Annotated in this window: 21 protein-coding genes and 1 tRNA gene; 14 read left to right on the forward strand and 8 right to left on the reverse strand. The window is 56.9% G+C overall.

The annotated features are described in order from the left end of the window. The first annotated feature begins 290 nt into the window (after nt 1-290). Both mgtA and ACOKCT_RS04895 read left to right on the forward strand, forming a co-directional pair. Nucleotides 291-2993 (forward strand): magnesium-translocating P-type ATPase, encoded by a 2703-nt coding sequence (gene mgtA / locus ACOKCT_RS04890; RefSeq protein ID WP_420193203.1) that lies wholly within the window; start codon nt 291-293, stop codon nt 2991-2993. A 153-nt stretch (nt 2994-3146) separates the two neighbouring features. Then, nucleotides 3147-5531: a beta-N-acetylhexosaminidase gene (locus tag ACOKCT_RS04895; RefSeq protein ID WP_420193204.1), complete on the forward strand. Its 2385-nt coding sequence runs from the start codon at nt 3147-3149 to the stop codon at nt 5529-5531. 137 nt (nt 5532-5668) lie between these two features. On the opposite strand, the gene gbpA is transcribed toward ACOKCT_RS04895, so the two are convergent. The 5 genes from gbpA to ACOKCT_RS04920 form a co-directional block, all read right to left on the reverse strand. Next, nucleotides 5669-7117 carry an N-acetylglucosamine-binding protein GbpA gene (gbpA, locus tag ACOKCT_RS04900; RefSeq protein WP_420193205.1) on the reverse strand — a complete coding sequence of 483 codons (1449 nt, stop codon included), beginning with the start codon at nt 7115-7117 and terminating at the stop codon, nt 5669-5671. 185 nt (nt 7118-7302) lie between these two features. Further along, nucleotides 7303-7689 carry a 2-iminobutanoate/2-iminopropanoate deaminase gene (gene ridA, locus ACOKCT_RS04905; RefSeq protein ID WP_103823057.1) on the reverse strand — a complete coding sequence of 129 codons (387 nt, stop codon included), beginning with the start codon at nt 7687-7689 and terminating at the stop codon, nt 7303-7305. Nucleotides 7690-7757: 68 nt separating this feature from the next. After that, nucleotides 7758-8219, reverse strand: a complete 462-nt coding sequence (gene pyrI / locus ACOKCT_RS04910) for an aspartate carbamoyltransferase regulatory subunit (RefSeq protein WP_103823058.1) — start codon at nt 8217-8219, stop codon at nt 7758-7760. 12 nt (nt 8220-8231) lie between these two features. Continuing rightward, the gene (gene pyrB / locus ACOKCT_RS04915; protein ID WP_420193206.1) at nt 8232-9164 is read right to left on the reverse strand and encodes an aspartate carbamoyltransferase; all 933 of its coding nucleotides are present in this window, start codon (nt 9162-9164) and stop codon (nt 8232-8234) included. A 34-nt stretch (nt 9165-9198) separates the two neighbouring features. Further along, nucleotides 9199-9330 carry a pyrBI operon leader peptide gene (locus ACOKCT_RS04920; RefSeq protein ID WP_370463881.1) on the reverse strand — a complete coding sequence of 44 codons (132 nt, stop codon included), beginning with the start codon at nt 9328-9330 and terminating at the stop codon, nt 9199-9201. Between the two features lie 176 nt (nt 9331-9506). Between ACOKCT_RS04920 and ACOKCT_RS04925 the strand changes: the two genes are divergently transcribed. From ACOKCT_RS04925 to ACOKCT_RS04945, 5 genes are all read left to right on the forward strand, one after another. Then, the gene (locus ACOKCT_RS04925; RefSeq protein WP_420193207.1) at nt 9507-9959 is read left to right on the forward strand and encodes a YhcH/YjgK/YiaL family protein; all 453 of its coding nucleotides are present in this window, start codon (nt 9507-9509) and stop codon (nt 9957-9959) included. 188 nt (nt 9960-10147) lie between these two features. Continuing rightward, nucleotides 10148-11056, forward strand: coding sequence for a dihydrodipicolinate synthase family protein (locus ACOKCT_RS04930; RefSeq protein WP_420193208.1), 909 nt, complete (start codon nt 10148-10150; stop codon nt 11054-11056). Between the two features lie 14 nt (nt 11057-11070). Beyond that, the gene (locus tag ACOKCT_RS04935) at nt 11071-13038 is read left to right on the forward strand and encodes a YjhG/YagF family D-xylonate dehydratase (protein ID WP_420193209.1); all 1968 of its coding nucleotides are present in this window, start codon (nt 11071-11073) and stop codon (nt 13036-13038) included. 239 nt (nt 13039-13277) lie between these two features. Further along, a complete protein-coding gene (locus tag ACOKCT_RS04940; RefSeq protein ID WP_156237649.1) occupies nt 13278-14660 on the forward strand; it encodes an MFS transporter in 1383 nt (460 codons plus the stop codon). Between the two features lie 12 nt (nt 14661-14672). Further along, a complete protein-coding gene (locus ACOKCT_RS04945; protein WP_420193210.1) occupies nt 14673-16286 on the forward strand; it encodes a glycoside hydrolase family 43 protein in 1614 nt (537 codons plus the stop codon). A 4-nt stretch (nt 16287-16290) separates the two neighbouring features. Here the strand turns inward: ACOKCT_RS04945 and ACOKCT_RS04950 are convergent, their stop codons facing one another. Next, entirely contained in the window at nt 16291-17049 is a 759-nt protein-coding gene (locus ACOKCT_RS04950) for an IclR family transcriptional regulator (protein WP_420193211.1), read from the reverse strand. Nucleotides 17050-17303: 254 nt separating this feature from the next. Here ACOKCT_RS04950 and ACOKCT_RS04955 point away from each other — a divergent pair, with 254 nt between their 5' ends. Continuing rightward, the gene (locus tag ACOKCT_RS04955; protein ID WP_114388072.1) at nt 17304-17663 is read left to right on the forward strand and encodes a hypothetical protein; all 360 of its coding nucleotides are present in this window, start codon (nt 17304-17306) and stop codon (nt 17661-17663) included. Nucleotides 17664-17727: 64 nt separating this feature from the next. Here the strand turns inward: ACOKCT_RS04955 and argF are convergent, their stop codons facing one another. Both argF and argL read right to left on the reverse strand, forming a co-directional pair. After that, nucleotides 17728-18732, reverse strand: a complete 1005-nt coding sequence (gene argF / locus ACOKCT_RS04960) for an ornithine carbamoyltransferase (protein WP_420193212.1) — start codon at nt 18730-18732, stop codon at nt 17728-17730. Next, nucleotides 18702-19007 (reverse strand): putative translational regulatory protein ArgL, encoded by a 306-nt coding sequence (argL, locus tag ACOKCT_RS04965; protein WP_371413825.1) that lies wholly within the window; start codon nt 19005-19007, stop codon nt 18702-18704. Before argL ends, argF begins: the two co-directional genes overlap by 31 nt. Here argL and rraB point away from each other — a divergent pair. From rraB to ACOKCT_RS04995, 6 genes are all read left to right on the forward strand, one after another. Next, entirely contained in the window at nt 18897-19319 is a 423-nt protein-coding gene (gene rraB, locus ACOKCT_RS04970; RefSeq protein WP_103178050.1) for a ribonuclease E inhibitor RraB, read from the forward strand. The genes argL and rraB overlap by 111 nt on opposite strands. 44 nt (nt 19320-19363) lie before the next feature. Next, nucleotides 19364-20122 (forward strand): tRNA isopentenyl-2-thiomethyl-A-37 hydroxylase MiaE, encoded by a 759-nt coding sequence (gene miaE, locus ACOKCT_RS04975; RefSeq protein WP_420193213.1) that lies wholly within the window; start codon nt 19364-19366, stop codon nt 20120-20122. Between the two features lie 34 nt (nt 20123-20156). Continuing rightward, the gene (locus tag ACOKCT_RS04980; RefSeq protein WP_420193214.1) at nt 20157-20888 is read left to right on the forward strand and encodes a topoisomerase II; all 732 of its coding nucleotides are present in this window, start codon (nt 20157-20159) and stop codon (nt 20886-20888) included. A 104-nt stretch (nt 20889-20992) separates the two neighbouring features. After that, a tRNA-Leu gene (locus ACOKCT_RS04985) sits at nt 20993-21077 on the forward strand. A 358-nt stretch (nt 21078-21435) separates the two neighbouring features. Then, entirely contained in the window at nt 21436-22161 is a 726-nt protein-coding gene (locus ACOKCT_RS04990; protein WP_420193215.1) for an HNH endonuclease, read from the forward strand. A gap of 60 nt (nt 22162-22221) precedes the next feature. After that, nucleotides 22222-23369, forward strand: a protein-coding gene (locus ACOKCT_RS04995; RefSeq protein WP_114386812.1) for an IS3 family transposase whose coding sequence is annotated in 2 segments (ribosomal slippage) — nt 22222-22459 and nt 22459-23369 — 1149 coding nt in all. Because the reading frame shifts where the segments join, the coding sequence is not laid out codon by codon here. Nucleotides 23370-23377 lie beyond the last annotated feature (8 nt).

Genomic DNA, 23377 nt, shown 5'->3' on the forward strand with positions numbered 1-23377 from the left:
CCCGGCCGTTATCATACCGCCCGAATTGCCGTACGCGGTATGGCTAAAACGCTATAGTGCGCACCGACTTACCTTTTTTTCTTACCGGAGGCTGTATGGATCCCGATCCCACCCCTCTCCCGACAGGGAGAACCCGTTCACTCCGGTAAGCCTTTTCACTGCCTTACCGGATGCGTAGGGCAGTGACGTATTCCCGCGTCCCTGCATAACTGATATCGCCGCTCAGGTGTGGCTCTGTCACGTCTGAAGGCAAAACTGCGCCCGTTTTTTGCGGGTGCGGGGGACTTGTTATGTTCAAAAATTTCACACAGCAGCTGTTTACCCGGCTGAGCCGTCACCTGCCGCGCCGTCTGGTGCAGCGCACCCCTATGGCAACCGGCAAAAGTGATGCCGCTATTCCCGCCACCCTTGCCGCCCACTGCCTGCAGGTTGCCGCCATGGATGAGCCCGCCCTGTGGCGGACGTTTGGCAGCCACCCGGAAGGGCTCACCGCCGCCGAGGTTCAGGCTACCCGCGCCCTTCACGGCGAAAACACCATCCCGGCGCAACAACCGGCCCGCTGGTGGGTGCATCTGTGGGCCTGCTACCGCAACCCTTTTAACCTGCTGCTGACGGTGCTTGGTCTTATCTCTTATGCCACAGAAGACCTGTTTGCCGCCGGGGTGATCGCCCTGATGGTGGGCATCTCCACGCTGCTGAACTTTATTCAGGAGGCCCGCTCCACCCGCGCGGCGGATGCCCTGAAGACGATGGTCAGTAATACCGCCACCGTCCTGCGCACCCTCAACGACAAAGGGGAAAGCGGCTGGCAGGAGATCCCCATTGATCAGCTGGTGCCGGGGGATCTGGTGAAGCTGGCGGCCGGGGACATGATCCCGGCAGATTTACGCATTATCCAGGCCCGCGACCTGTTCGTGGCCCAGGCGTCGTTGACCGGCGAATCCCTGCCGGTAGAGAAAGTCGCCCACAGCCGCGATCCGCAGCAGAAAAACCCGCTGGAGTGCGACACCCTCTGCTTTATGGGCACCACGGTGGTCAGCGGCACAGCGCAGGCGATGGTGATCGCCACCGGGGGCAACACCTGGTTTGGGCAGCTGGCCGGGCGCGTCAGCGAGCAGGAGAGCGAACCCAACGCCTTCCAGCAGGGGATTGGCCGCGTCAGCATGCTGCTGATCCGCTTTATGCTGGCGATGACCCCCATCGTGCTGCTGATTAACGGCTACACCAAAGGCGACTGGTGGGAGGCCGCGCTATTCGCCCTCTCGGTGGCGGTGGGGCTCACCCCGGAGATGCTGCCGATGATTGTCACCTCGACCCTGGCGCGTGGAGCGGTAAAACTCTCTAAGCAGAAGGTGATCGTCAAGCACCTCGATGCCATTCAGAACTTTGGCGCCATGGATATCCTCTGCACCGACAAAACCGGCACCCTGACCCAGGACAAGATCGTGCTGGAGCACCACACCGACATCGCAGGCAAGATCTGCGAGCGGGTGCTGGAAACCGCCTGGCTGAACAGCCACTACCAGACCGGGTTGAAAAACCTGCTCGACGTTGCGGTGCTGGAAGGGGTGGATGAAGCCACCGCCCGTGCCCTTTCATCCCGCTGGCAGAAGGTGGATGAGATCCCCTTTGACTTCGAACGCCGCCGCATGTCGGTGGTGGTGAGTGAAGAGCAGGGCGTGCATCAGCTGATCTGCAAAGGGGCATTACAGGAGATCCTCAATGTATCTACCCAGGTGCGGCATCACGGTGAAATTGTTCCCCTGGATGAGACCATGCTGCGACGCATCAAACGCGTCACCGACAACCTGAACCGCCAGGGGCTGCGGGTGGTGGCGGTCGCCAGCAAGTTCCTGCCCGCGCGGGAAGGTGACTATCAGCGTATCGACGAATCCGATTTGATCCTCGAAGGGTATATCGCCTTCCTCGATCCGCCAAAAGAGACCACCGCACCGGCGTTAAAGGCACTGAAAAAGAGCGGCATCACGGTGAAAATCCTCACCGGCGACAGCGAGCTGGTGGCGGCGAAAGTGTGCCGCGACGTGGGGCTGGATGCAGGCGAAGTGGTGACGGGCAGCGAAATAGACGCCCTCTCGGACGATGCGCTGGCGCTGCTTGCAAAGCGCACCACGCTCTTTGCACGCCTGACGCCAATGCACAAGGAGCGCATTGTCACTCTGCTGAAGCGTGAGGGGCACGTGGTGGGCTTTATGGGCGACGGCATTAACGACGCCCCCGCGCTGCGTGCGGCGGATATCGGCATCTCGGTCGACGGAGCGGTGGATATTGCCCGGGAGGCGGCGGATATCATTCTGCTGGAGAAGAGCCTGATGGTGCTGGAAGAGGGGGTGATCGAAGGTCGCCGTACCTTCGCCAATATGCTCAAGTACATCAAAATGACCGCCAGCTCCAACTTCGGCAACGTCTTCAGCGTCCTGGTGGCGAGCGCATTTCTGCCGTTCCTGCCGATGCTGCCGCTGCATCTGCTGATCCAGAACCTGATGTACGACATCTCGCAGGTGGCGATCCCGTTTGATAACGTCGACGACGATCAGATCCAGAAGCCGCAGCGCTGGGAGCCGGCAGAACTGGGCCGGTTTATGCTCTTTTTCGGCCCGATCAGCTCCATCTTCGACATTCTGACCTTCTGCCTGATGTGGTTTGTGTTCCACGCTAACACCCCGGAACAGCAGACTCTGTTCCAGTCCGGCTGGTTCGTGGTGGGGCTGCTGTCGCAAACGCTGATTGTGCATATGATCCGTACCCGGCGCATTCCGTTCCTCCAGAGCCGCGCCGCCTGGCCGCTGATCGTGATGACGGGGCTGGTGATGGTGCTCGGCATCGCGCTGCCGTTCTCGGGGCTGGCAGGCTACCTGCAACTGCAGGCGCTGCCGCTCAGCTACTTCCCGTGGCTGGTGGCGATCCTCGCCGGGTATATGACGCTGACGCAGCTGGTGAAAGGGTTTTATAGCCGCCGGTACGGGTGGCAGTGATTTTTGCCGGGTGGCGCTGCGCTTACCCGGCTACTGGCTTTCTTCCCAAATTCCACAACCTGTGATCGCCATCATCCGCCGTGCTTGACGCAAATTTGCGCACATGTTAACAGAATGTTTTGCCTTTTTCGGCCCGTCAAATAAGGAACATTCATGTTACGGTACAGCCTCTTAACCGCCGGGCTTATGCTCGGCTTTTCTGCGTTTGCGGCTCCCGCAGGCGATCTCCCCCTGATGCCCTGGCCTGCAAAGGTCGAACGTCCCGCCACTCAGGGCGCACTGGTCATTAACAATAACTTCCAGGTGAGCGTCTCTGGGGACGATCTTGGCGACGCGGTGGCACGTTTGCGCCAGCGGGTGGCGCTGCAAACCGGCTGGACGCTCCAGCCGCAGGCCGATAAGCCGGAAAAACCGACGGTGACCATCGCCATCGCCCGCAAGGTGGCACCACTGCCGAAACCGGACAGCGATGAAAGCTACAAACTCACCGTCGATGCCAGCGGGGTAAATATCACCGCCAACACCCGCTTCGGCGCGCTGCGTGCCATGGAGACCCTGCTTCAGCTGGTGCAGAACGGCCCGGAAAATACCTCTGTACCGTGGGTGACCATTGAAGATGCCCCGCGCTTCTCGTGGCGCGGCCTGCTGCTTGATTCGGCCCGCCACTTTATTCCGCTGGAGGACATCAAACGCCAGATCGACGGCATGGCGGCGGCGAAACTCAACGTGCTGCACTGGCACTTAACCGACGATCAGGGCTGGCGGTTTGCCTCGAAGCGCTACCCGAAACTGACCGAACTCGCCAGTGACGGACTCTTCTACACCCAGGATCAGATGCGTGACGTGGTGCGCTACGCCGCCGCGCGTGGTATTCGCGTGGTGCCTGAGATTGACATGCCCGGCCATGCGTCGGCCATCGCGGTGGCCTATCCGGAGCTGATGAGCGCCCCGGGCCCGTACGAAATGGAGCGGCAATGGGGCGTGCTCAAGCCAGTGATGGATCCCACCAAAGAGGCGACTTACACCTTCGCCGGCGCGATGATCGCTGAACTGGCGGCGATCTTCCCGGATCCCTATCTGCATATCGGCGGCGATGAGGTGGACGACACCCAGTGGAAAGCGAATCCCGCCATCCAGCAGTTTATGCGTGACAACAAGCTGGCGGACAGCCACGCGTTGCAGGCGTACTTTAACCGCAAGCTGGAGACGATCCTTGAGAAAAATCAGCGCCAGATGGTGGGCTGGGATGAGATCTTCCACCCGGATCTGCCCAAAAGCATTCTGATCCAGTCCTGGCAGGGGCAGGACGCGCTGGGCGAAGTGGCGAAGCAGGGCTACAAAGGGATCCTCTCTACCGGGTTCTATCTCGATCAGCCCCAGTACACCGCCTATCACTATCGCAATGAGATCGTGCCCCAGGGGCTGAACAATGTGCTTGTCATTACCGACAGCGACAGCGCCCAGAGCTGGTCCTTCACCCTGCCGCGCCTGAAGGGCAAGCCGCTGGAGGGCAGTTTTACCCTGATAAAAGGCGATGCGGGCTGGCGCGGCTTTATCGATTTCAGCGGCAAATCGCGGCGGGCGGTGCAGGATATCGTCTGGCGCAGCGACAATCAGGTGAGCTTCACCGTCGATACCTGGATGGGGGAGACCCGCCCGGTAGTGACGGTGAAAGAGGACAAGATTGACGGCTATTTCCTGTTGGGTAACAGCCGTTATCCGGTGACAGGCCAGCGGCTGGATGCGGTGCCGGAAGGGATCGCCCCGGCGGTGCCGGACGCCAGCCAGCAGGCTAATCTGCTGGGCGGCGAGGCGGCGCTATGGGCGGAAAACGTGGCGGCGCCGGTACTGGATATCAAACTGTGGCCGCGGACATTTGCAGTGGCGGAACGCCTGTGGTCGGCGCAGGAGGTGAAGGATATCGACAACATGTATACCCGCCTGCAGGCGATGGATAGCTGGTCGACGGTGTCGGTAGGGTTGCAGCAGCATGCCCGCCAGCAAGTACAGTTTACGCGTCTGGGGAACACCACCGACACGCTGCCGCTGACGATCCTCGCCCAGGCGCTGGAGCCTGCGCACTATTACACCCGTAACCATCTGAAGTTCCAGGCCGGGAACTACGATCTGTTTGAGCCGCTAAACCGTCTGGCCGACGCGCTCGCGCCGGAGAGCAACCAGGTGCGGCAGATGAACCGCTGGGTGGAGCGGCTGGTGAGCGATGCTGAGGATAGCGAAAGCGCGGAGTCGCTGCGCCATCTCTTTAACCGCTGGCAGAACAATACGCCGGACGTGCTGGCGCTGGCCGAAAACAGTTATCAGCTGAAGGCGATAACGCCGGTGATCCAGACGGTGGACAAGCTGGCGGCGATTGGGTTGCGCTTAACGGATCTGGTGGCGCGTCAGGGGACGCTGGATGATACGGAGATTGCGTCGATTCAGGGCGAGCTGGATAAGGCGGCGCAGATTCAGGATGAAGTGGTGATTGCGGCGGTCTATCCGCTGGAGAAACTGCTGCGCGCGACGCGCAATCAGTAAAAAAACGCCCGGTGGCGCTACGCTTACCGGGCTGACTAAAATTCGGTTCCGTAGGCCGGGGAAGGCGAAGCCGCCACCCGGCAAACAGACCACGGACCCCTGTGCCCGGCCTGTTCACCGGGCATCAGGAGAGCCTATTACTTCAGGGTCCACGCCATCTGCCAGTGAGAACCTACACCCGGTTCGAACTGGTTAGCAGTTGGAGCGTACTGCACGCAGTAGCCGCTGTAAGGTGCTTTCTTACACTGGTAGGTTTTGCCGTCTTTCGGCTGCAGTACCACGGTGCCCGCTTTGTAGGAAGCGATGTTCTGCGGGAAGGTATAGTCATATTTACCTGTAGTACCGGATGACGCTTCGTTCTCCAGCATCATGTCGATCACGTCCTGCGCGAACATTACGCCATCTTTGTTGGTGGCGAAGTATTTCAGCATGTGGTGACCAGCAGTCACGTCAGTCAGGTTCATGGTCACGTCCTGGTTGGCGTTATTCATCTCCTGCTTCAGGTAACCTTTTTCCGCACCCGCGTGGTTCATCGCACGCGCTTCCAGGCTCACATCGCCCTGGGTATTCACGTGGAAGGTCACGGTTGCTGCGCCGTTCTTGATTTTGGAGAACTGCACGTTGGTGATAGCGATATTTTCGTTCACCTGAGCCTGCTGCTCTTCATAGGAGATCGCGACAGATTTCAGGTTGCTGCCATCTTTCACATAGACGTTGTTCGCGCCGTGAACCGGGTTCACCACACCGCTCTCATCTTTAACACCTACGCGAACATCGCTGTGCGCGGCGTTGATTGCCTGCGCCAGGTCATAAGACCACTGGCTTGCCTGACCCTGGGAAGCGGAGGAGATGGTCAGTTCGGTGCGCATGGAGACCACTTCGCCATTAGCATCGAAGAAGCGGGCAATCACTTTATCGCCTGCATTGACGTTATTACCGGCGATCTGGCCGTTCAGGGTTTTCGTCCACTCGGATACCTGAGCCGGGGTTTCGTCAGGGATCACGTTGCCGCCGTTACCGAAATCTACGTCGATAGCCTGGTAGAAGCTGTTAGTGGTATCGGCAATTTCCCATACCGCGTAAATAACCTGGTAGCCGGTACGCTGTGGCACATTACAGGTCATTTCCTGACGCTGAGCTGGTGCTTGGCCATTACCATTTACAGTACAGAATGGCGTGGATTCAAATTGATCGCGGGTCAGCGGTTTATTTGGATTCCAGTCTTGTTTAGTAATATACCAACGCCAGTTGGTGGTTTTATGTGGAGCAGTATGATACCAGGTAAAGGTATTTTTACCGGCAGTAATCGGAGTTTTGGTCCATGCGTTCAGGCTCTGACGATCGAGCTGAGAATACTGCGTAATACCGGCGCTGGCCAGCTGTCCATCCGGCGGCAGCGCGCCAGTTGGGAAGCCAGAGGTGCGTTCAACGCTCTGCGGTTCCCACTGAACAGAACCACAATCAATATTTTTACCAAGCTTACACATATAAGCGCGGCTGGCTGGAGATTCTACATAGCCATGTGCTAAAGCCGATGAAGCAACCGTGAGTGTGGCAAGTGCCAACGCAATTTTAGACAGTTTCATTTTTTATTCCATTAAAAGGGACTAATAATTTTTTGGGCAGGGTCAGTTTCCCCTGGAATAAAAAATTGATCATTTCAATCGGTGATGAAAAATAATGATGAAAATGCTTGAAGTCTATTTATGGCTGTGTATTAACAAAATAAAAAAGGCAACCCGGGCTGCCTTTTGCATATTAAAATCAACTATTAGCGACGCACGGCAATCGCTTCGATTTCGATCTTCACATCTTTTGGCAGACGCGCCACTTCCACGCATGAGCGCGCCGGGAAGCTGGCGTTATGCTCGGTGAAGAAGGCTTCATAGGTGGCGTTAACGGTAGCAAAGTCGTTGAGATCTTTTACGAATACGGTTGTCTTAACGATATCGCCCACTTTCAGGCCAGCGGATTCAACGATCGCTTTGACGTTTTCCAGCGACTGACGCGCCTGAGCGGAGACATCTTCTGGCACATCACCGGTTTTTGGGTTCACCGGGATCTGGCCGGAGGTGATGATCATGCTGCCAAGATCAACGCCCTGAACGTAAGGGCCGATAGCTGCAGGTGCATTTTCCGTCGCGAGTACTTTGGTCATGATTTCTCCTGAATGAATACGAAAAGTCCCGGCCATTATAGAAAGCCAGGCATGCATTGCCACCTCAATTAGTTGGCCAGCACCACATTATGTGAAAACTCTTTTTCACAGTATTTGCATTTGAGTGCGATATCATTGGCGCGTTTTTTCACTGCAAAACTGGAGTTTACTGGCTCAGCATGGCTGATGCAGTTGCTGTTCGGGCACACCAGCACGCTCTCGATGCGCTCCGGCAGGCTCGGGCGGGATTTTCCCACCACTTCGTAGTCGTCGATGCGGTTAACGGTCGCTTCCGGGGCATACAGGGAGAGCTGGTTAACTTGCTCATCGGTCAGGAAGGTGTTCTCGATTTTAATCAGGTCTTTACGGCCCATCTCGCCGGAAGGCAGGTTCAGGCCAATGGTGATGCGCTGGTCGGTTTCGGTCAGTTTGAACAGGGTCAGCAGCTTAAAGCCCACCTGCGCAGGGATGTGGTCAATTACGGTGCCGCGCTTGATGGCTTCGACCTGGAGTTTGTTATCGTGTGTCATTGTCATTTCCCCTTACAGAGCTAAATCGCGATTCAGAACCAGTGCCAGTAACGCCTGACGGGCGAAGATGCCGTTTCCGGCCTGCTGGAAGTACCAGGCGTGCGGCGTTTTATCCACGTCGGTGGTGATCTCATCGATACGCGGCAGCGGGTGCAGCACCTTCATATTGTCGCGTGCGCCTTCAAGGTCGCTGGCGCGCAGGACGAACTGCGCCTTCACGTTGGCGTACTCCGACGGATCCAGACGCTCTTTCTGCACGCGGGTCATATAGAGAATATCCACTTCACCCATCACCTCTTCGATGCTGGCGTGCAGGCTCCACTGAATCTTTTTCTCATCGAGCATATCGAGGATGTACTGCGGCATCGCCAGCGCATCCGGGGCGATAAAGTAGAAGCGGTTGCCGTTGAATTTCGCCAGCGCCTGGGTCAGGGAGTGGACGGTACGGCCATATTTCAGGTCGCCGACCATGGCGATATTCAGGTTCTCCAGGCGGCCCTGGGTCTCCTGAATGGTGAACAGATCCAGCAGGGTCTGGGTTGGATGCTGGTTGGCGCCGTCACCGGCGTTCAATACCGGAACACTGCCGGAAAACTCGGTCGCCAGGCGGGCTGCCCCCTCCTGCGGGTGACGCATGACGATGGCGTCAACGTAGGTGCTGATGACCGAGATGGTGTCCGCCAGGGTTTCGCCTTTTTTACCGAGCGAGGTATTGCTGCTGTCGGAGAAGCCCACCACGCTCGCCCCAAGGCGGTGGATAGAGGTCTCAAACGACAGGCGGGTACGGGTGGAGGCTTCGAAGAAGCAGCTGGCGATCACCTTGTGCTTCAGCAGCTCCGGTTGTGGATTGGCTTTCAGTTTTGCCGCGGTTGCCAGAACCAGCTCCAGCTCTTCACGGCTGAGGTCGTTGATGGAAATGATGTGTTTTTGATAAAGCGGATTCATTTTTATCTCCTGACGCCGGGCAAAAAAAAGCCCCTCAAATGAGGGGCTTCTGGAATAGGGATCGCAACGGGAAGAAAAACAGCAGGCCAGCGTCTGCTTTAAGACGCGCTGGGGCACTCTGTCGAACATGTTTGAGCATGCTTCCTCCTGGCAAATTGTGGGGCATTATACGCAGCCTGACCCGCGGATCAAGCGAATAATGCACACTTTACGCAGCGAAAACGGTTGGGCGTGCATGGTTATGCGCAAGTGCAAATCCCGGTCAAAAAGTGGTGGTATGGCAGCTGAAATTCTCGTATAAAAGTTGAAAATGAAACGATGTTTTATATTGAGGATTTAAACATGATCGTTGGTAATATTCATAATCTACAGGCCTGGCTGCCACAAGAACTGCGTCAGGCGATCGAACACGTTAAAGCGCACGTAACCGATGCTACCCCGACCGGTAAACATGACATCGACGGCAACAACCTGTTCTATCTGGTCTCCGAGGACATGACCCAGCCGTTTGCCGAACGTCGCGCGGAGTACCACGCCCGTTATCTGGACATTCAGATCGTCCTGAAAGGCCAGGAAGGGATGACCTTCAGCACCCTGCCAAACGGCACGCCGGACACCGACTGGCTGGCGGATAAAGACATCGCTTTCCTGCCGGAAGGCGAGCAGGAGAAAACCGTGGTGCTGAGCGAAGGTGATTTCGTGGTCTTCTATCCCGGCGAAGTCCACAAGCCACTGTGCGCGGTGGGCAACCCGGCGCAGGTGCGCAAAGTGGTTGTGAAGATGCTGGTGGCCTGACGCCTTTCCCCTCTCCCGTCGGGAGAGGGAGTTTCATCCTTTCATTCCGTTCTGTGATCAAGCTTAAAAAACAGACACACCCTCGTGTTACCTGATTGTCCTTCGCTTTCTTCGCGTTCTAGTATAAAAGTTAAATAAACGAACGCTGTTCTATAATGTAGAACAAAATGAATCAGCAAGGAGATCGCATGCAGCAGACTGTACAGTTCTCGGGCATTATTCCCCCTGTCTCCACCCTCTTCACCGCCGACGGCAAGCTGGATAAAGCCGGTACCGCCGCGCTTATCGACCATATGATCGACGCCGGTGTCGATGGCCTGTTCTTTTTAGGCAGCGGCGGGGAGTTTTCCCAGCTCAACACCGCGGAGCGCAAAGCGATCGCCGAATTTGCCATCGCGCACGTGAAGTATCGTGTGCCGGTACTTATCGGTACCGGAGGCACTAACGCCCGGGAAACCATCGAGCTGAGCCAGCACGCCCAGCAGGCCGGTGCCGACGGCATCGTGGTGATCAATCCCTATTACTGGAAAGTGTCGGAAGCGAACCTGATCCGCTACTTCGAACAGGTGGCCGACAGCGTCACCCTGCCGGTGATCCTCTATAACTTCCCGGCCCTGACCGGGCAGGATCTGACCCCGCAGTTGGTTAAAACCCTGGTGGACTCCCGGGCCAATATCGTGGGCATTAAAGACACCATCGACTCGGTGGCCCATCTGCGCAGCATGGTCCTCACCGTCAAAGCGGCGCACCCGCAGTTTGTGGTGCTGTGCGGTTACGACGATCACCTGTTCAACACCCTGCTGCTGGGGGGCGACGGGGCGATCTCCGCCAGCGGCAACTTTGCCCCGCAGGTGTCAGTCAACCTGTTGCAGGCTTTCCGCGACGGCGACCTGGCCCGGGCGGCGCAGTATCATCAGACCCTGCTGCAAATCCCGCAGATGTATCAGCTGGATACGCCGTTTGTGAACGTGATCAAAGAGGCGATTTCCCTGTGCGTGCGCCCGGTCTCCACCCACGTGCTGCCGCCTGCCGGGCCGCTGGATGACACGCGCAAGGCGCAGCTGAAAACGCTGCTGCAACAGCTCAAGCTCTGCTGAACCGGAAGGTCACGATGTCGATAGAAACCATTTTTACCCCGCAGGATGACGCCTTCTATTCGGTGATCACCCACGCGGCGGGGCCGCAGGGGGCACTGCCCCTGACCCCGCAGATGCTGATGGAATCCCCCAGCGGCAATCTGTTTGGCATGACGCAGAACGCCGGGATGGGCTGGGATGCCAACAAACTCACCGGCAAAGAGGTGCTGATTATCGGCACCCAGGGCGGGATCCGCGCGGGAGATGGCCGCCCGGTGGCGCTGGGTTACCACACCGGTCACTGGGAGATTGGCCTGCAGATGCAGGCGGCGGCAAAAGAGATCACCCGCAACGGCGGAATACCTTTTGCCGCCTTTGTCAGCGACCCGTGTGATGGTCGCTCCCAGGGCACGCACGGGATGTTTGACTCCCTGCCGTACCGCAACGATGCGGCCATCGTGTTTCGTCGCCTTATCCGCTCCCTGCCCACGCGCCGGGCGGTGATTGGCGTCGCTACCTGCGACAAAGGGCTGCCTGCCACCATGATCGCCCTGGCCGCGATGCATACTCTGCCGACCATTCTGGTGCCGGGCGGGGCCACGCTGCCGCCAACCTTTGGCGAGGATGCCGGCAAGGTGCAGACCATCGGGGCGCGTTACGCCAACCATGAACTCTCGTTGCAGGAGGCTGCCGAGCTGGGCTGCCGCGCCTGCGCCACACCGGGCGGCGGCTGCCAGTTTCTCGGCACGGCGGGCACCTCGCAGGTGGTGGCGGAAGCCTTAGGTCTTGCGCTGCCCCATTCGGCGCTGGCTCCGTCGGGGCAGGACGTGTGGCTGGAGATCTCCCGTCAGTCCGCGCGGGCGGTGATTGAGCTGGATAACCGCGGCATCACCACCCGCGATATCCTCACCGATAAAGCCATTGAGAATGCGATGGTGATCCATGCCGCGTTCGGCGGCTCCACTAACCTGCTGCTGCACATCCCCGCCATTGCCCACGCGGCGGGCTGCACTATTCCGGACGTGGAACACTGGACGCGGATCAACCGCAAGGTGCCGCGGCTGGTGAGCGTATTACCGAACGGGCCGGATTATCACCCGACGGTGCGGGCCTTCCTTGCGGGCGGCGTGCCGGAAGTGATGCTCCATCTGCGCGATCTCGGTCTGCTGCATCTGGATGCGATGACCGTTACCGGCCAGACCGTCGGGGAAAACCTCGACTGGTGGCAGGGCTCTGAGCGGCGGGAACGCTTCCGCCAGTGCCTGCGCGAGCAGGACGGCGTTGATCCGGATGATGTGATCCTGCCTCCGGAGCGCGCAAACGCCCGCGGACTCACCTCCACGGTGGCCTTCCCGGTGGGCAACATCGCGCCAGAAGGATCGGTGATCAAGGCCACGGCCATCGACCCGTCGGTGGTGGGTGAGGATGGCGTTTACCGTCATACCGGCCGGGCGCGGGTGTTCGTCTCGGAAGCCCGGGCGATCAAGGCAATCAAAAACGGCGAGATCGCCCAGGGCGACATCATGGTGGTGATCGGCGGCGGGCCGTCCGGCACCGGCATGGAGGAGACCTACCAGCTTACCTCGGCGCTGAAGCATGTTTCCTGGGGTAAAACGGTCTCGCTGATCACCGATGCCCGCTTCTCTGGCGTCTCCACCGGGGCCTGTTTTGGCCATGTGGCCCCCGAGGCGCTGGCCGGTGGGCCGATTGGTAAGCTGCGGGATAACGACATCATCGAGATTGTGGTGGACCGTCTTACCCTGACCGGCAGCGTGAACTTTATCGGCACGCCACTGACGCCGCTCACCCCGGAAGAGGGCGCCATTGAACTGGCACGTCGCCAGCCGCATCCTGAACTGCATGCCCATGAATTTTTACCCGACGATACGCGTCTGTGGGCGGCATTACAGTCGGTGAGCGGCGGCACCTGGAAAGGGTGTATTTACGACACGGACAAAATTATCGAGGTTATTAACGCCGGTAAAAAAGCGCTCGGTCTTTAATTATATTTATTGCTCTTGTCGTCTACGGAAAATATTCCGTGGGCGGCTTTTCCATGCCTGTTATTTATTTATTTTTACGCTTTTAAAACAGTGATTTGATATATATCGAGCAGTGTCACAAAAGCAAAATAACGTAATTCAGAAATAAGATATGGCCATTGCTGATAAATTAATCAGCTTATTACACTCTATTAACACGTTATTGTGAATTCAGCACACTAAATAAGGGTGTATTTCTGATGATGCCATTAACCATGAAAGATAAAATTGGCTACGGGCTGGGTGACACCGCCTGCGGCTTTGTCTGGCAGGCGACCATGTTCCTGCTGGCCTATTTCTACACCGATGTGTTTGGTTTATCCGCTGGAATTATGGGCACGCTGTTTTTAGTCTCCCGCGTGCTGGATGCGGTAACCGACCCGCTGATGGGGCTGCTGGTGGACCGTACCCGCACCCGTTACGGCCAGTTCCGCCCGTTCCTGCTGTGGGGCGCAATCCCGTTTGGCCTCGTCTGTATGCTCACCTTCTACACCCCGGATTTCTCCGCCAACGGCAAAGTGATTTACGCCTGCGTCACCTATATCCTGTTGACCCTGGTCTATACCTTCGTGAATGTGCCCTATTGCGCCATGCCGGGGGTGATCACCGCCGATCCGAAGGAGCGCCATGCCATGCAGTCCTGGCGTTTCTTCCTCGCCGCGGCGGGATCGCTGGCGATCAGCGGCATTGCCCTGCCGCTGGTGGGGATCATCGGGAAAGGCAACGAGCAGCTGGGTTACTTCGGCGCGATGTGCGTGCTGGGGCTTTGCGGCGTGGTGCTGCTGTTCGTCTGCTTCTTCACCACCAAAGAGCGCTACACCTTTGAGGTGCAGCCGGGATCGTCGGTGGCGAAAGATCTGAAGCTGCTGCTGGGCAACAGCCAGTGGCGGATCATGTGCGCCTTCAAAATGATGGCGACCTGTTCCAACGTGGTGCGCGGCGGGGCGACGCTCTACTTTGTGAAATATGTGATGGATCATCCGGAGCTGGCGACCCAGTTCCTGCTTTACGGCAGCATTGCCACCATGTTTGGCTCGCTCTGTTCTTCCCGTCTGCTGGGCCGTTTCGACCGGGTGAAGGCCTTCAAGTGGATCATCGTCGCTTACTCCCTGATCAGCCTGCTGATTTTCTTCACCCCGGCCGAGCATATCGCCCTGATCTTTGCCCTCAACATCGTGTTCCTGTTCGTCTTTAACACCACCACGCCGCTGCAGTGGCTGATGGCCTCCGACGTGGTGGATTACGAGGAGAGCCGCAGCGGCCGCCGTCTGGACGGGCTGGTATTCTCCACCTACCTGTTCAGCCTGAAGATCGGCCTGGCGATTGGCGGCGCGGTGGTGGGCTGGATCCTGGCGTACGTGAACTACTCCGCCAGCAGCAGCGTGCAGCCGGTAGAGGTGCTCACCACCATCAAAATTCTGTTCTGCGTGGTGCCGGTGGCGCTCTACGTGGGCATGTTCATCATGCTGTCGTTTTACAAACTCACCGATGCGCGGGTGGAGGCCATCAGCCAGCAGTTACTCAAACATCGCGCAGCGCAGGGCGAAGCCATTCCCGCCGCGGCAACGGCAGCATCTCATTAAGCAGGAGGCACTATGTACACCATTACCAACCCGATTCTGACAGGCTTTAACCCCGACCCGTCGATGTGTCGCCAGGGCGAGGATTACTACATCGCCACCTCAACCTTCGAGTGGTTCCCGGGCGTGCGCATCTACCACTCCCGGGATCTGAAAAACTGGCGGCTGGTGAGTACCCCGCTGGATCGCGTGTCGATGCTGGACATGAAAGGCAACCCGGACTCCGGCGGCATCTGGGCGCCGTGCCTGAGCTACGCCGACGGGCAGTTCTGGCTGCTCTATACCGATGTGAAGATTGTCGACTCCCCGTGGAAAAACGGACGCAACTTCCTGGTCACCGCCCCCTCCATCGAGGGGCCGTGGAGCGAGCCGAGCCCGATGGGCAATGGCGGGTTCGATCCCTCCCTGTTCCACGATGACGATGGCCGCAAATACTACATCTACCGCCCGTGGGGGCCGCGCCACCACAGCAACCCGCATAACACCATCGTGATGCAGGAGTATGATCCGCAGACCTGCACGCTGTCGCCGGAGCGCAAAACCCTCTTCACCGGCACGCCGCTCTGCTACACCGAAGGGGCGCATATCTACCGTAAGGATGGCTGGTACTATCTGCTGGTCGCCGAAGGCGGCACCAGCTATGAGCACGCGGTGGTAGTGCTGCGCTCAAAAACCATCGACGGGCCCTACGAGCTACACCCGGAAGTGACGATGATGACCAGCTGGCACCTGCCGGAGAACCCGCTGCAAAAAAGCGGCCACGGCTCGCTGCTCCAGACCCACACCGGGGAGTGGTACATGGCCTATCTCACCAGCCGCCCGCAGCGCCTGCCGGGTATTCCGCTGCTGGGCTCCGGCGGGCGGGGATACTGCTCCCTGGGGCGTGAGACGGGGATCGCGCGCATTGAATGGCGTGATGGCTGGCCGTACGTGGAAGGCGGCAAGCATGCCCAACTGACGGTGCCTGGCCCGCAGATGACCGAGAGCGCCGCCGTGGCGCAGACCAACTGGCGAGACGACTTCGATGGCGAGCGCCTCGACCCGGAGCTACAGACCCTGCGCATTCCGTTCGACGACTCCCTCGGTTCCCTGCGGGCCCGTAAAGGCTTCCTGCGGCTGTACGGCAACGACTCACTGAACTCGACCTTCACCCAGTCCACGGTGGCGCGCCGCTGGCAGCACTTCACCTTCCGCGCGGAAACACGGATGGAGTTCGCCCCGCGTCACTTCCAGCAGAGCGCGGGGCTGACCTGCTACTACAACAGCAAAAACTGGAGCTACTGCTTTCTGGACTATGAGGAGGGGCAGGGCAGAACCCTCAAGGTGATCCAGCTCGACCACAACGTACCCTCATGGCCGCTGCACGAGCAGCCCATCCCGGTGCCGGATGAGGCGCAGAGCATCTGGCTGCGGGTGGATGTCGATCGCCTGGTCTACCGCTACAGCTACTCCTTTGACGGGGAGCAGTGGCACACCGTGCCGGTGACGTACGAGGCGTGGAAGCTGTCGGATGACTATATCGGCGGGCGGGGCTTCTTTACCGGCGCGTTTGTGGGGCTGCACTGCGAGGATATCAGCGGTGACGGCTGTCACGCCGACTTCGACTACTTCACCTACGAGCCGGTATAACGGCTCAGGCCGGGTAGCCCAGCGCGCGTGAGAGCTGGCGCCCGGCCTCCTGCAACTGCTCGCGGAAGCGGGCCAGCTCCTCGTCGTCCACCCGGGAGGTTAAGGTGGAGAGGCTCAGGGCGGCAATGACCCGGGACTCATGGTTACGCACCGGGACCGACACGCAGCGCACCCCTTGCTCGTTCTCTTCGCTGTCCAGGGCATAACCCTGCTCGCGGATCTGCGCCAGCGCGGCCAGCAGCGCCTCGCGGGAGGCCAGGGTCGCCGGGGTAAAGGTTGTGTACTGATAACCCTCAAGCAGCGTGTTCAGCTCGGCCTCGCCCAGCCAGGCGATCAGCACTTTGCCGATGGCGGTGGCATGCACCGGCAGGCGACGGCCAATACGCGAGTAGGCGATGGCCGCCAGCTTGCCTTCGATCTTCTCGATATAGACCCCTTCGCGCCCGTCCAGAATGCCCAGATGGGTGGTCTGCCCGGTACGCTCCGACAACGCCGTCAGGAAGTGCTTCGCTTTCTGGCGGATATCCATGGTGCTCACCACAAAGTGACCGCGCTCGACCAGCTTCATGCCGGGGCGATATTTACCGTTCTCCGGGTTCTGATCAATATAACCGTGCAGTTGCAGGGTTTTGAGGAGCGAATGGAGCGTGCTTTTGCTCAGGCCCATCTGTTTACTGATGTCGGTGATTTTGAGTTCCGTCGCCTGTTCGTTAAACAGATCGAGGATCTGTAAGGCACGTTCAACAGATTGAATAATAGGCATAAGATCGGGACATCCGCGCTGGAATCAGGGCCAAAACGTACCCTGTTTACGCTGAAAAATCAATCGATGCGGGAGGCAGGTTCTTTACGCCGGGTCATATTCATGCTGCTGTAATTTGACTTAAGTAAACTTTGAGGCTTATTACCCTTGATTGAAAGGATAGGCTGTACCTATTACCACATTTTGATTGTTCTTTTACACTTATTTACCGTATGGCTTTCCGCTTTCTGCATGCTCGTTTAAAAGGTATTTTGATGACCGCTTCTAAAACATGGATCACTTTAGGTACTATTGCCAGTCCGGCCACAGGAACGTTATTTTCAAAAGTTCTTACTCAGCATAATCATAAATATATTCTGTGGTATAACAGCGAGCAGCTTTTTAAACCGGGCGATGAAATAAAGGTGGTTTATAATCGTTTATTCGTGAACGACGAGCTACGCGATATCAATATCCTGCAAATCGATAAATACAGCCACACCCTGTGGCGCGTGATGCACAACATGTCCAGATGCCCCGGCCATCGCGATCCGGAGAGCAAACAGTGCGATGCCCCGGTAAAATGTATTTTTAAAAAGTGCCCCTACGGTAAGGTGCGGGTAACAGCAAATTAATTTCCTGAACGGATAATTTGAAAAGCAGGAGGGCCAAAACCCTCCCGTTATTTAAACGCAACCGTTATTCACCCAGGGTCGCAACCATCACCGCTTTAATGGTATGCATTCGGTTCTCTGCCTGGTCAAATACAATACTTGCCGCCGATTCAAATACCTCGTCCGTCACTTCCATTCCGCCATGCAGATCGAATTCCTTCGTCATCTGCTGACCCAGCGTGGTCTGGTCGTCGTGGAACGCCGGCAGACAGTGCAGGAACTTCACATTCGGGTTACCCGTCAGCGCCATCATCTGCGCATTCACCTGATAGCCGCGCAGCAGGGCGATACGCTCGGCCCACTTCTCTTTGGCTTCGCCCATCGACACCCACACGTCGGTGTAGATAAAGTCCGCGCCCTTCACGCCCGCCGCGACATCTTCGGTGAGGGTGATTTTGCCGCCGTTCTTTTCTGCCAGCGCGCTGCACTCCGCCACCAGGCACTCTTCCGGCCAGCAGGCTTTGGGCGCCACCAGACGGAGATCCAACCCGGTGAGCGCGGCTGCTTCCAGCATCGAGTTACCCATGTTGTTACGCGCATCGCCGGTATAGACCAGCACCATCTCGTTGAACGCCTTGCCCGGCAGGTGCTCCTGCATGGTGAGCAGGTCCGCCAGCAGCTGGGTGGGATGGAACTCGTTGGTCAGCCCGTTCCACACCGGCACGCCGGCAAATTCCGCGAGGGTTTCGACCACTTCCTGGCCGTGGCCGCGATACTGAATGCCGTCGTACATCCGGCCCAGCACCCGCGCGGTATCTTTAATTGATTCTTTATGCCCAATCTGGCTGCCGCTCGGCCCGAGATAAGTGACGCGTGCGCCCTGGTCAAATGCGGCAACTTCGAAAGAGCATCGTGTGCGGGTTGAGTCTTTTTCGAAGATGAGCGCGATGTTTTTGCCAGTAAGTTTCTGTACTTCTGTCCCTTTTTTCTTATCGGACTTCAGCTTTGCTGACAGGGCAAGCAGAGAGGTGAGCTGTGCAGGGGTAAAATCGAGCAATTTCAGGAAATGTTTTTTATACAGTTCAGACATTTTATCCTCACATGGCAAAGGCCACTTATTGAATTAAAATTCACTTTATCTGTATCAATATGCACATGCAACCCCGTTGCACAAATCTTTCTTACAAAGGTGGAGGCAAACACATCCGTGTGTGAAAATAGAAGTATCTGCCGCACTTTAAAGAGGAACGAGCCATGGCAAACCCAGAACTGCTGGAAGAACAGCGCGAAGAGACGCGACTGATTATTGAAGAACTGCTGGAAGACGGCAGCGATCCGGATGCGCTCTACACCATCGAGCACCATTTCTCTGCGGATGATTTCGAAGCGCTGGAGAAACTGGCGGTGGAAGCGTTCCGTCTGGGTTATGAAGTGACCGAGCCGGAAGAGCTGGAAGTGGAAGAGGGCGACACCGTCATCTGCTGCGATATCCTGAGCGAAGGTGCGCTGAAGGCAGAGCTGATCGACGCGCAGGTTGAACAGCTGATGAACCTGGCCGAGAAGTTTGAAGTGGAATACGACGGCTGGGGCACCTACTTCGAAGATCCGAACGGCGAAGAGGGTGACGAAGACGACGAAGATTTCATCGACGAAGATGACGACGGCGTGCGTCACTAATTGATTCAGCGGTGGCCTTTGCCACCGCTTTTCCAGGTACAAGAATGGATTACCCGCAGATACTCGCCCCTGTTTTAAACTTCCTCCAGTGCCCGACCCCGCAAGCATGGATTGATAAAGCCCGCGACCCGGCGAACCTGCCGCTGCTGCTCACCGACCATATGGTGTGCGAGCTCAAGGCCGCCCAGACCGCGCTGTTATTAGTGCGTAAATACGTCGCCGACGAGAGCGGGGCCGACGCACTGCTCGAGTGGCTCAAGCCCTACGAAGCCTTTACCTTCCGCGAAGGCCCGGAACCGGACTTTGTCGCCCTGCATAAGCAGATTGGCAAAAGCGTGATGCCGAAGACCGACGACCCCTGGGGCCAGGCGCTCATCGACAGCATGGTGCTGCTGATTAAAGAGGAGCTGCACCACTTCTGGCAAGTGCGGGAGGCGATGCTGACCCGCAATATCCCCTACGTCAAAATTACCGCCAGCCGTTACGCCAAAGGGATGCTGAAAGCCGTGCGCACCCACGAGCCGCTGACGCTGATCGACAAGCTCATCTGCGGCGCCTATATCGAAGCCCGCTCCTGCGAACGCTTCGCCGCGCTGGCACCGTTCCTCGACGACGATCTGCAGAAGTTTTACCTGTCGCTGCTGCGCTCCGAGGCGCGGCATTATCAGGACTATCTGACGCTTGCCCAACAGGTCAGCGACGAGGATATCTCTTCCCGGATACAGCTTTTTGGTGAAATTGAAGCCACACTTATCTCAACACCGGATAACGAGTTTCGCTTCCATAGCGGCGTGCCGGTGTAAATCGGCATAGCTAAAGGATTAAGGATGCGTAACGATGAGAAGAGCGTGGACACCTATAGTCGCAGTGGCAGTTATCTCCGCAGCAGTAGCCTTCTGGGTTTATTACGACAAGCAACGCCTGCAAAACACCCCCGATCACCGGCTTGATACTACCCTCAACGCCATGCCCTCCTGGCAGGTGCTGAAAGAGCAGGACCCCAGGTTTGTGACACGTATTCGCGAGCAGATCCTCACTATGCAAAAAGCGGGCGATTCTGAGCAGGACATTATCGACGTGGTCCAGCCGCAGATCCTTAGCCTGCAGATGTCGCGCCTGCAATATGCCCCCGACGCGAATGCGGTGGCGTATATGAAGATCAACATGGAGCAGACCGCCGCCATTCAGAAGGTGAGTGACGACGCCTGTTTTCGTTTTCTGTTTCCGGGCGTGAAGGGGGGCATCAACCCGATGCGGGTGCTGGATAAAGATATGATGCAGCGCCGCATGCAGGCCGACGCCGAGATGATGCGCGCGGGCTGGAGTAACGATCGCCACACCGTTACCCCGGAAGAACATGCCGCCGCGGTGGAAGATGTGCGCCCGATTATGCAGGAACTCACTGTTCAATACGGCAAGGATATCCGGTTGCTGGTGATGCCAGAGAACGCAGTGGGCAAAGAGAAGCTCACCTGCGAGATGGTGCAGGCGATGTGGGGCAAGGTGCTAAAGCTGCCGGAACAGAAGGCGGCGAGAGTGATTCGTATGGCGGTAACGGAACTGGATTGACGGGAGCGCTGGTTTTTTGGGCACTTAACGCGGTTTAGCGCGTCGCCGCTTGCATGGCGGCGCGCGACAGGTATAATCCACAACGTTTCCGCATCCCCTTCAGTGCCGAAGTGGCGAAATCGGTAGACGCAGTTGATTCAAAATCAACCGTAGAAATACGTGCCGGTTCGAGTCCGGCCTTCGGCACCATCGGAACATCAATAGACGTCAACGGACGTCTTTTTTTGTGCCTGAAATCCAGTATCCGCAAGGCTTTCCTCGCTTTTTTACACAACTTAATTCAACCGACTTATTGATGTGGATACATTTAAGGGTATATCCCAGTTCGATTATGTTCTTACTTGCATAGAACCTTTGAAAGGATGCTTAGCATGGCTCTGAGTGTTGTGAAACTTAGTTCGGCATAGGTTGAGGCAAAAGCTAAAAAATAATTAAGCCTTCGCTCTATGTGAAAATTTTTTCTAAAAAACTAACCGGATCAGTTTAGTTAACGCTCTTTTCAGACATAATCTGGTGATGAATTACGCTGGAAAAACACGATGTAACATTGAATAGCTCGGAAGACGATTTGCTTGAAGTGGCGTGGTATTTGTCGAAGTACGGTAAATCTCAACCACCTGTGGGACTGGGTGTTCAGATATGGAAAGAAGCTTATGCCATATTTTATCCCCGTTTCGGGGCGGGCAAAACCACTAGTGAGTTTCGCAATAGTCTGAAAAATAGTCGTGACCGTTTTGATTCCTGGCTTAGTGATGTGCGTGTCGGCTGGCGTGACGAGCAGGGCGCTCCTGCTGCGCTTTCTCATTCAGCGCAGCGTGTGCATCAGGTATTGAGTGTGCTTTCAGACAGTGCGATTGAGCAGCGCGTTCTTTCGTTAATATCTTCTGATGGAGATGAGCAGGTACAACGTGATTGTCTGGCTATTCAGCAGGATAAAAGTATTGAAGATACTGTACGCGAGCTGTTAATTGCGGCATGGCTAGGGCAGGGTACCTTTCGGAAAAATTGTCTCATGCTGTATCCGGCATGCCGTGTTACGGGAACGACTTTTGCGCCGTTACTGCGTGCCCGCCATATAAAACGGTGGGCTGCCTGCGAGAGTGGGAGTGAACGGCTTGATCCTTACAATGGTATTATATTAGCTGCGCATATTGATATTCTATTCGATCAGGGATGGATTTCGTTTGAGAACGATGGGCGTTTATTAATTAGTAAGGAGCTGGATATTAGTTTTAAAGAGCAGTTTTTGTTGCCCGAGAAAATAAAGGTATGAATCGCCACGGGTTTAACAGACACCTCAGAGTCATTTAAGATGACTTAAAGAGAGGTGCCCATGAGCGGTAAGCGTTATCCCGAAGAGTTTAAAATTGAAGCGGTAAAACAGGTTGTTGATCGCGGCCATTCTGTTTCCAGCGTGGCAACACGTCTCGGTATCACCACCCACAGTCTTTATGCCTGGATAAAGGCATATGGCCCGGATTCCTCAACCAATAAAGTCCAGTCAGACGCTCAGGCCGAGATCCGACGCCTCCAGAAAGAGCTGAAGCGGGTTACCGACGAACGGGACATATTAAAAAAAGCCGCGGCGTACTTCGCAAAGCTGTCCGACTGAGGTACGCCTTTATCCGTGACAACACCCATTGCTGGCCTGTCCGACTGCTTTGTCGGGTGCTGGATGTGCATCCGAGTGGTTTTTACGCCTGGCTTCAGCAGCCGGATTCACGGCGGCATCATGCTGACCTGAGGCTGACGGGGCTGATAAAGCAGTTCTGGCTGGAGTCGGGTTGCGTTTATGGTTATCGCAAGATCCACCTCGACCTGCGGGATACCGGACAACAGTGCGGAGTTAACCGTGTCTGGCGACTGATGAAGCGAGCCGGGATAAGGGCTCAGGTCGGGTACCGTAGCCCACGGGCACGTAAGGGTGAAACCAGCATCGTGACGCCCAACAGGCTCCAGCGGCAGTTCAACCCGGAAGCACCGGATGAGCGTTGGGTAACGGACATCACTTACATCCGGACTCACGAAGGCTGGCTGTATCTGGCTGTGGTTGTTGACCTGTTCTCGCGCAAAGTTATTGGCTGGTCAATGCAGCCCCGGATGACAAAGGATATTGTCCTGAATGCACTTCTGATGGCCGTGTGGCGACGTAATCCTCAAAAGCAGGTGCTGGTTCATTCTGATCAAGGCAGTCAGTACACAAGCTATGAGTGGCAGTCGTTCCTGAAATCATACGGGCTGGAGGGCAGTATGAGCCGTCGCGGTAACTGTCATGACAACGCAGTCGCAGAAAGTTTTTTCCAGCTACTGAAACGTGAACGGATAAAGAAAAAGATCTACGGAACGCGAGAAGAAGCCCGCGGTGATATTTTTGATTACATCGAAATGTTTTATAACAGTAAGCGTCGGCATGGTTCGAGTGATCATATGCCACCAACTGAATACGAAAACCAATATTATCAGCGGCTCGGAAGTGTCTAGATTATCTG

Origin of the sequence: Leclercia sp. M-A074-M, from assembly GCF_965195605.1 — a bacterium.
Classification (GTDB): Bacteria; Pseudomonadota; Gammaproteobacteria; order Enterobacterales; family Enterobacteriaceae; genus Enterobacter.

Coding starts and splice junctions, on each gene's coding strand:
- pyrB (WP_420193206.1), bottom strand. CDS start 9,164: ATGAATCCGCTTTATCAAAAACACATCATTTCCATCAACGACCTCAGC.
- ACOKCT_RS04955 (WP_114388072.1), top strand. CDS start 17,304: ATGACCGCTTCTAAAACATGGATCACTTTAGGTACTATTGCCAGTCCG.
- ACOKCT_RS04980 (WP_420193214.1), top strand. CDS start 20,157: ATGAGAAGAGCGTGGACACCTATAGTCGCAGTGGCAGTTATCTCCGCA.
- ridA (WP_103823057.1), bottom strand. CDS start 7,689: ATGACCAAAGTACTCGCGACGGAAAATGCACCTGCAGCTATCGGCCCT.
- pyrI (WP_103823058.1), bottom strand. CDS start 8,219: ATGACACACGATAACAAACTCCAGGTCGAAGCCATCAAGCGCGGCACC.
- ACOKCT_RS04950 (WP_420193211.1), bottom strand. CDS start 17,049: ATGCCTATTATTCAATCTGTTGAACGTGCCTTACAGATCCTCGATCTG.
- ACOKCT_RS04945 (WP_420193210.1), top strand. CDS start 14,673: ATGTACACCATTACCAACCCGATTCTGACAGGCTTTAACCCCGACCCG.
- ACOKCT_RS04940 (WP_156237649.1), top strand. CDS start 13,278: ATGATGCCATTAACCATGAAAGATAAAATTGGCTACGGGCTGGGTGAC.
- ACOKCT_RS04930 (WP_420193208.1), top strand. CDS start 10,148: ATGCAGCAGACTGTACAGTTCTCGGGCATTATTCCCCCTGTCTCCACC.
- ACOKCT_RS04895 (WP_420193204.1), top strand. CDS start 3,147: ATGTTACGGTACAGCCTCTTAACCGCCGGGCTTATGCTCGGCTTTTCT.
- ACOKCT_RS04925 (WP_420193207.1), top strand. CDS start 9,507: ATGATCGTTGGTAATATTCATAATCTACAGGCCTGGCTGCCACAAGAA.
- rraB (WP_103178050.1), top strand. CDS start 18,897: ATGGCAAACCCAGAACTGCTGGAAGAACAGCGCGAAGAGACGCGACTG.
- argL (WP_371413825.1), bottom strand. CDS start 19,007: ATGGTGCTCGATGGTGTAGAGCGCATCCGGATCGCTGCCGTCTTCCAG.
- miaE (WP_420193213.1), top strand. CDS start 19,364: ATGGATTACCCGCAGATACTCGCCCCTGTTTTAAACTTCCTCCAGTGC.
- mgtA (WP_420193203.1), top strand. CDS start 291: ATGTTCAAAAATTTCACACAGCAGCTGTTTACCCGGCTGAGCCGTCAC.
- ACOKCT_RS04935 (WP_420193209.1), top strand. CDS start 11,071: ATGTCGATAGAAACCATTTTTACCCCGCAGGATGACGCCTTCTATTCG.
- gbpA (WP_420193205.1), bottom strand. CDS start 7,117: ATGAAACTGTCTAAAATTGCGTTGGCACTTGCCACACTCACGGTTGCT.
- ACOKCT_RS04920 (WP_370463881.1), bottom strand. CDS start 9,330: ATGCCCCACAATTTGCCAGGAGGAAGCATGCTCAAACATGTTCGACAG.
- argF (WP_420193212.1), bottom strand. CDS start 18,732: ATGTCTGAACTGTATAAAAAACATTTCCTGAAATTGCTCGATTTTACC.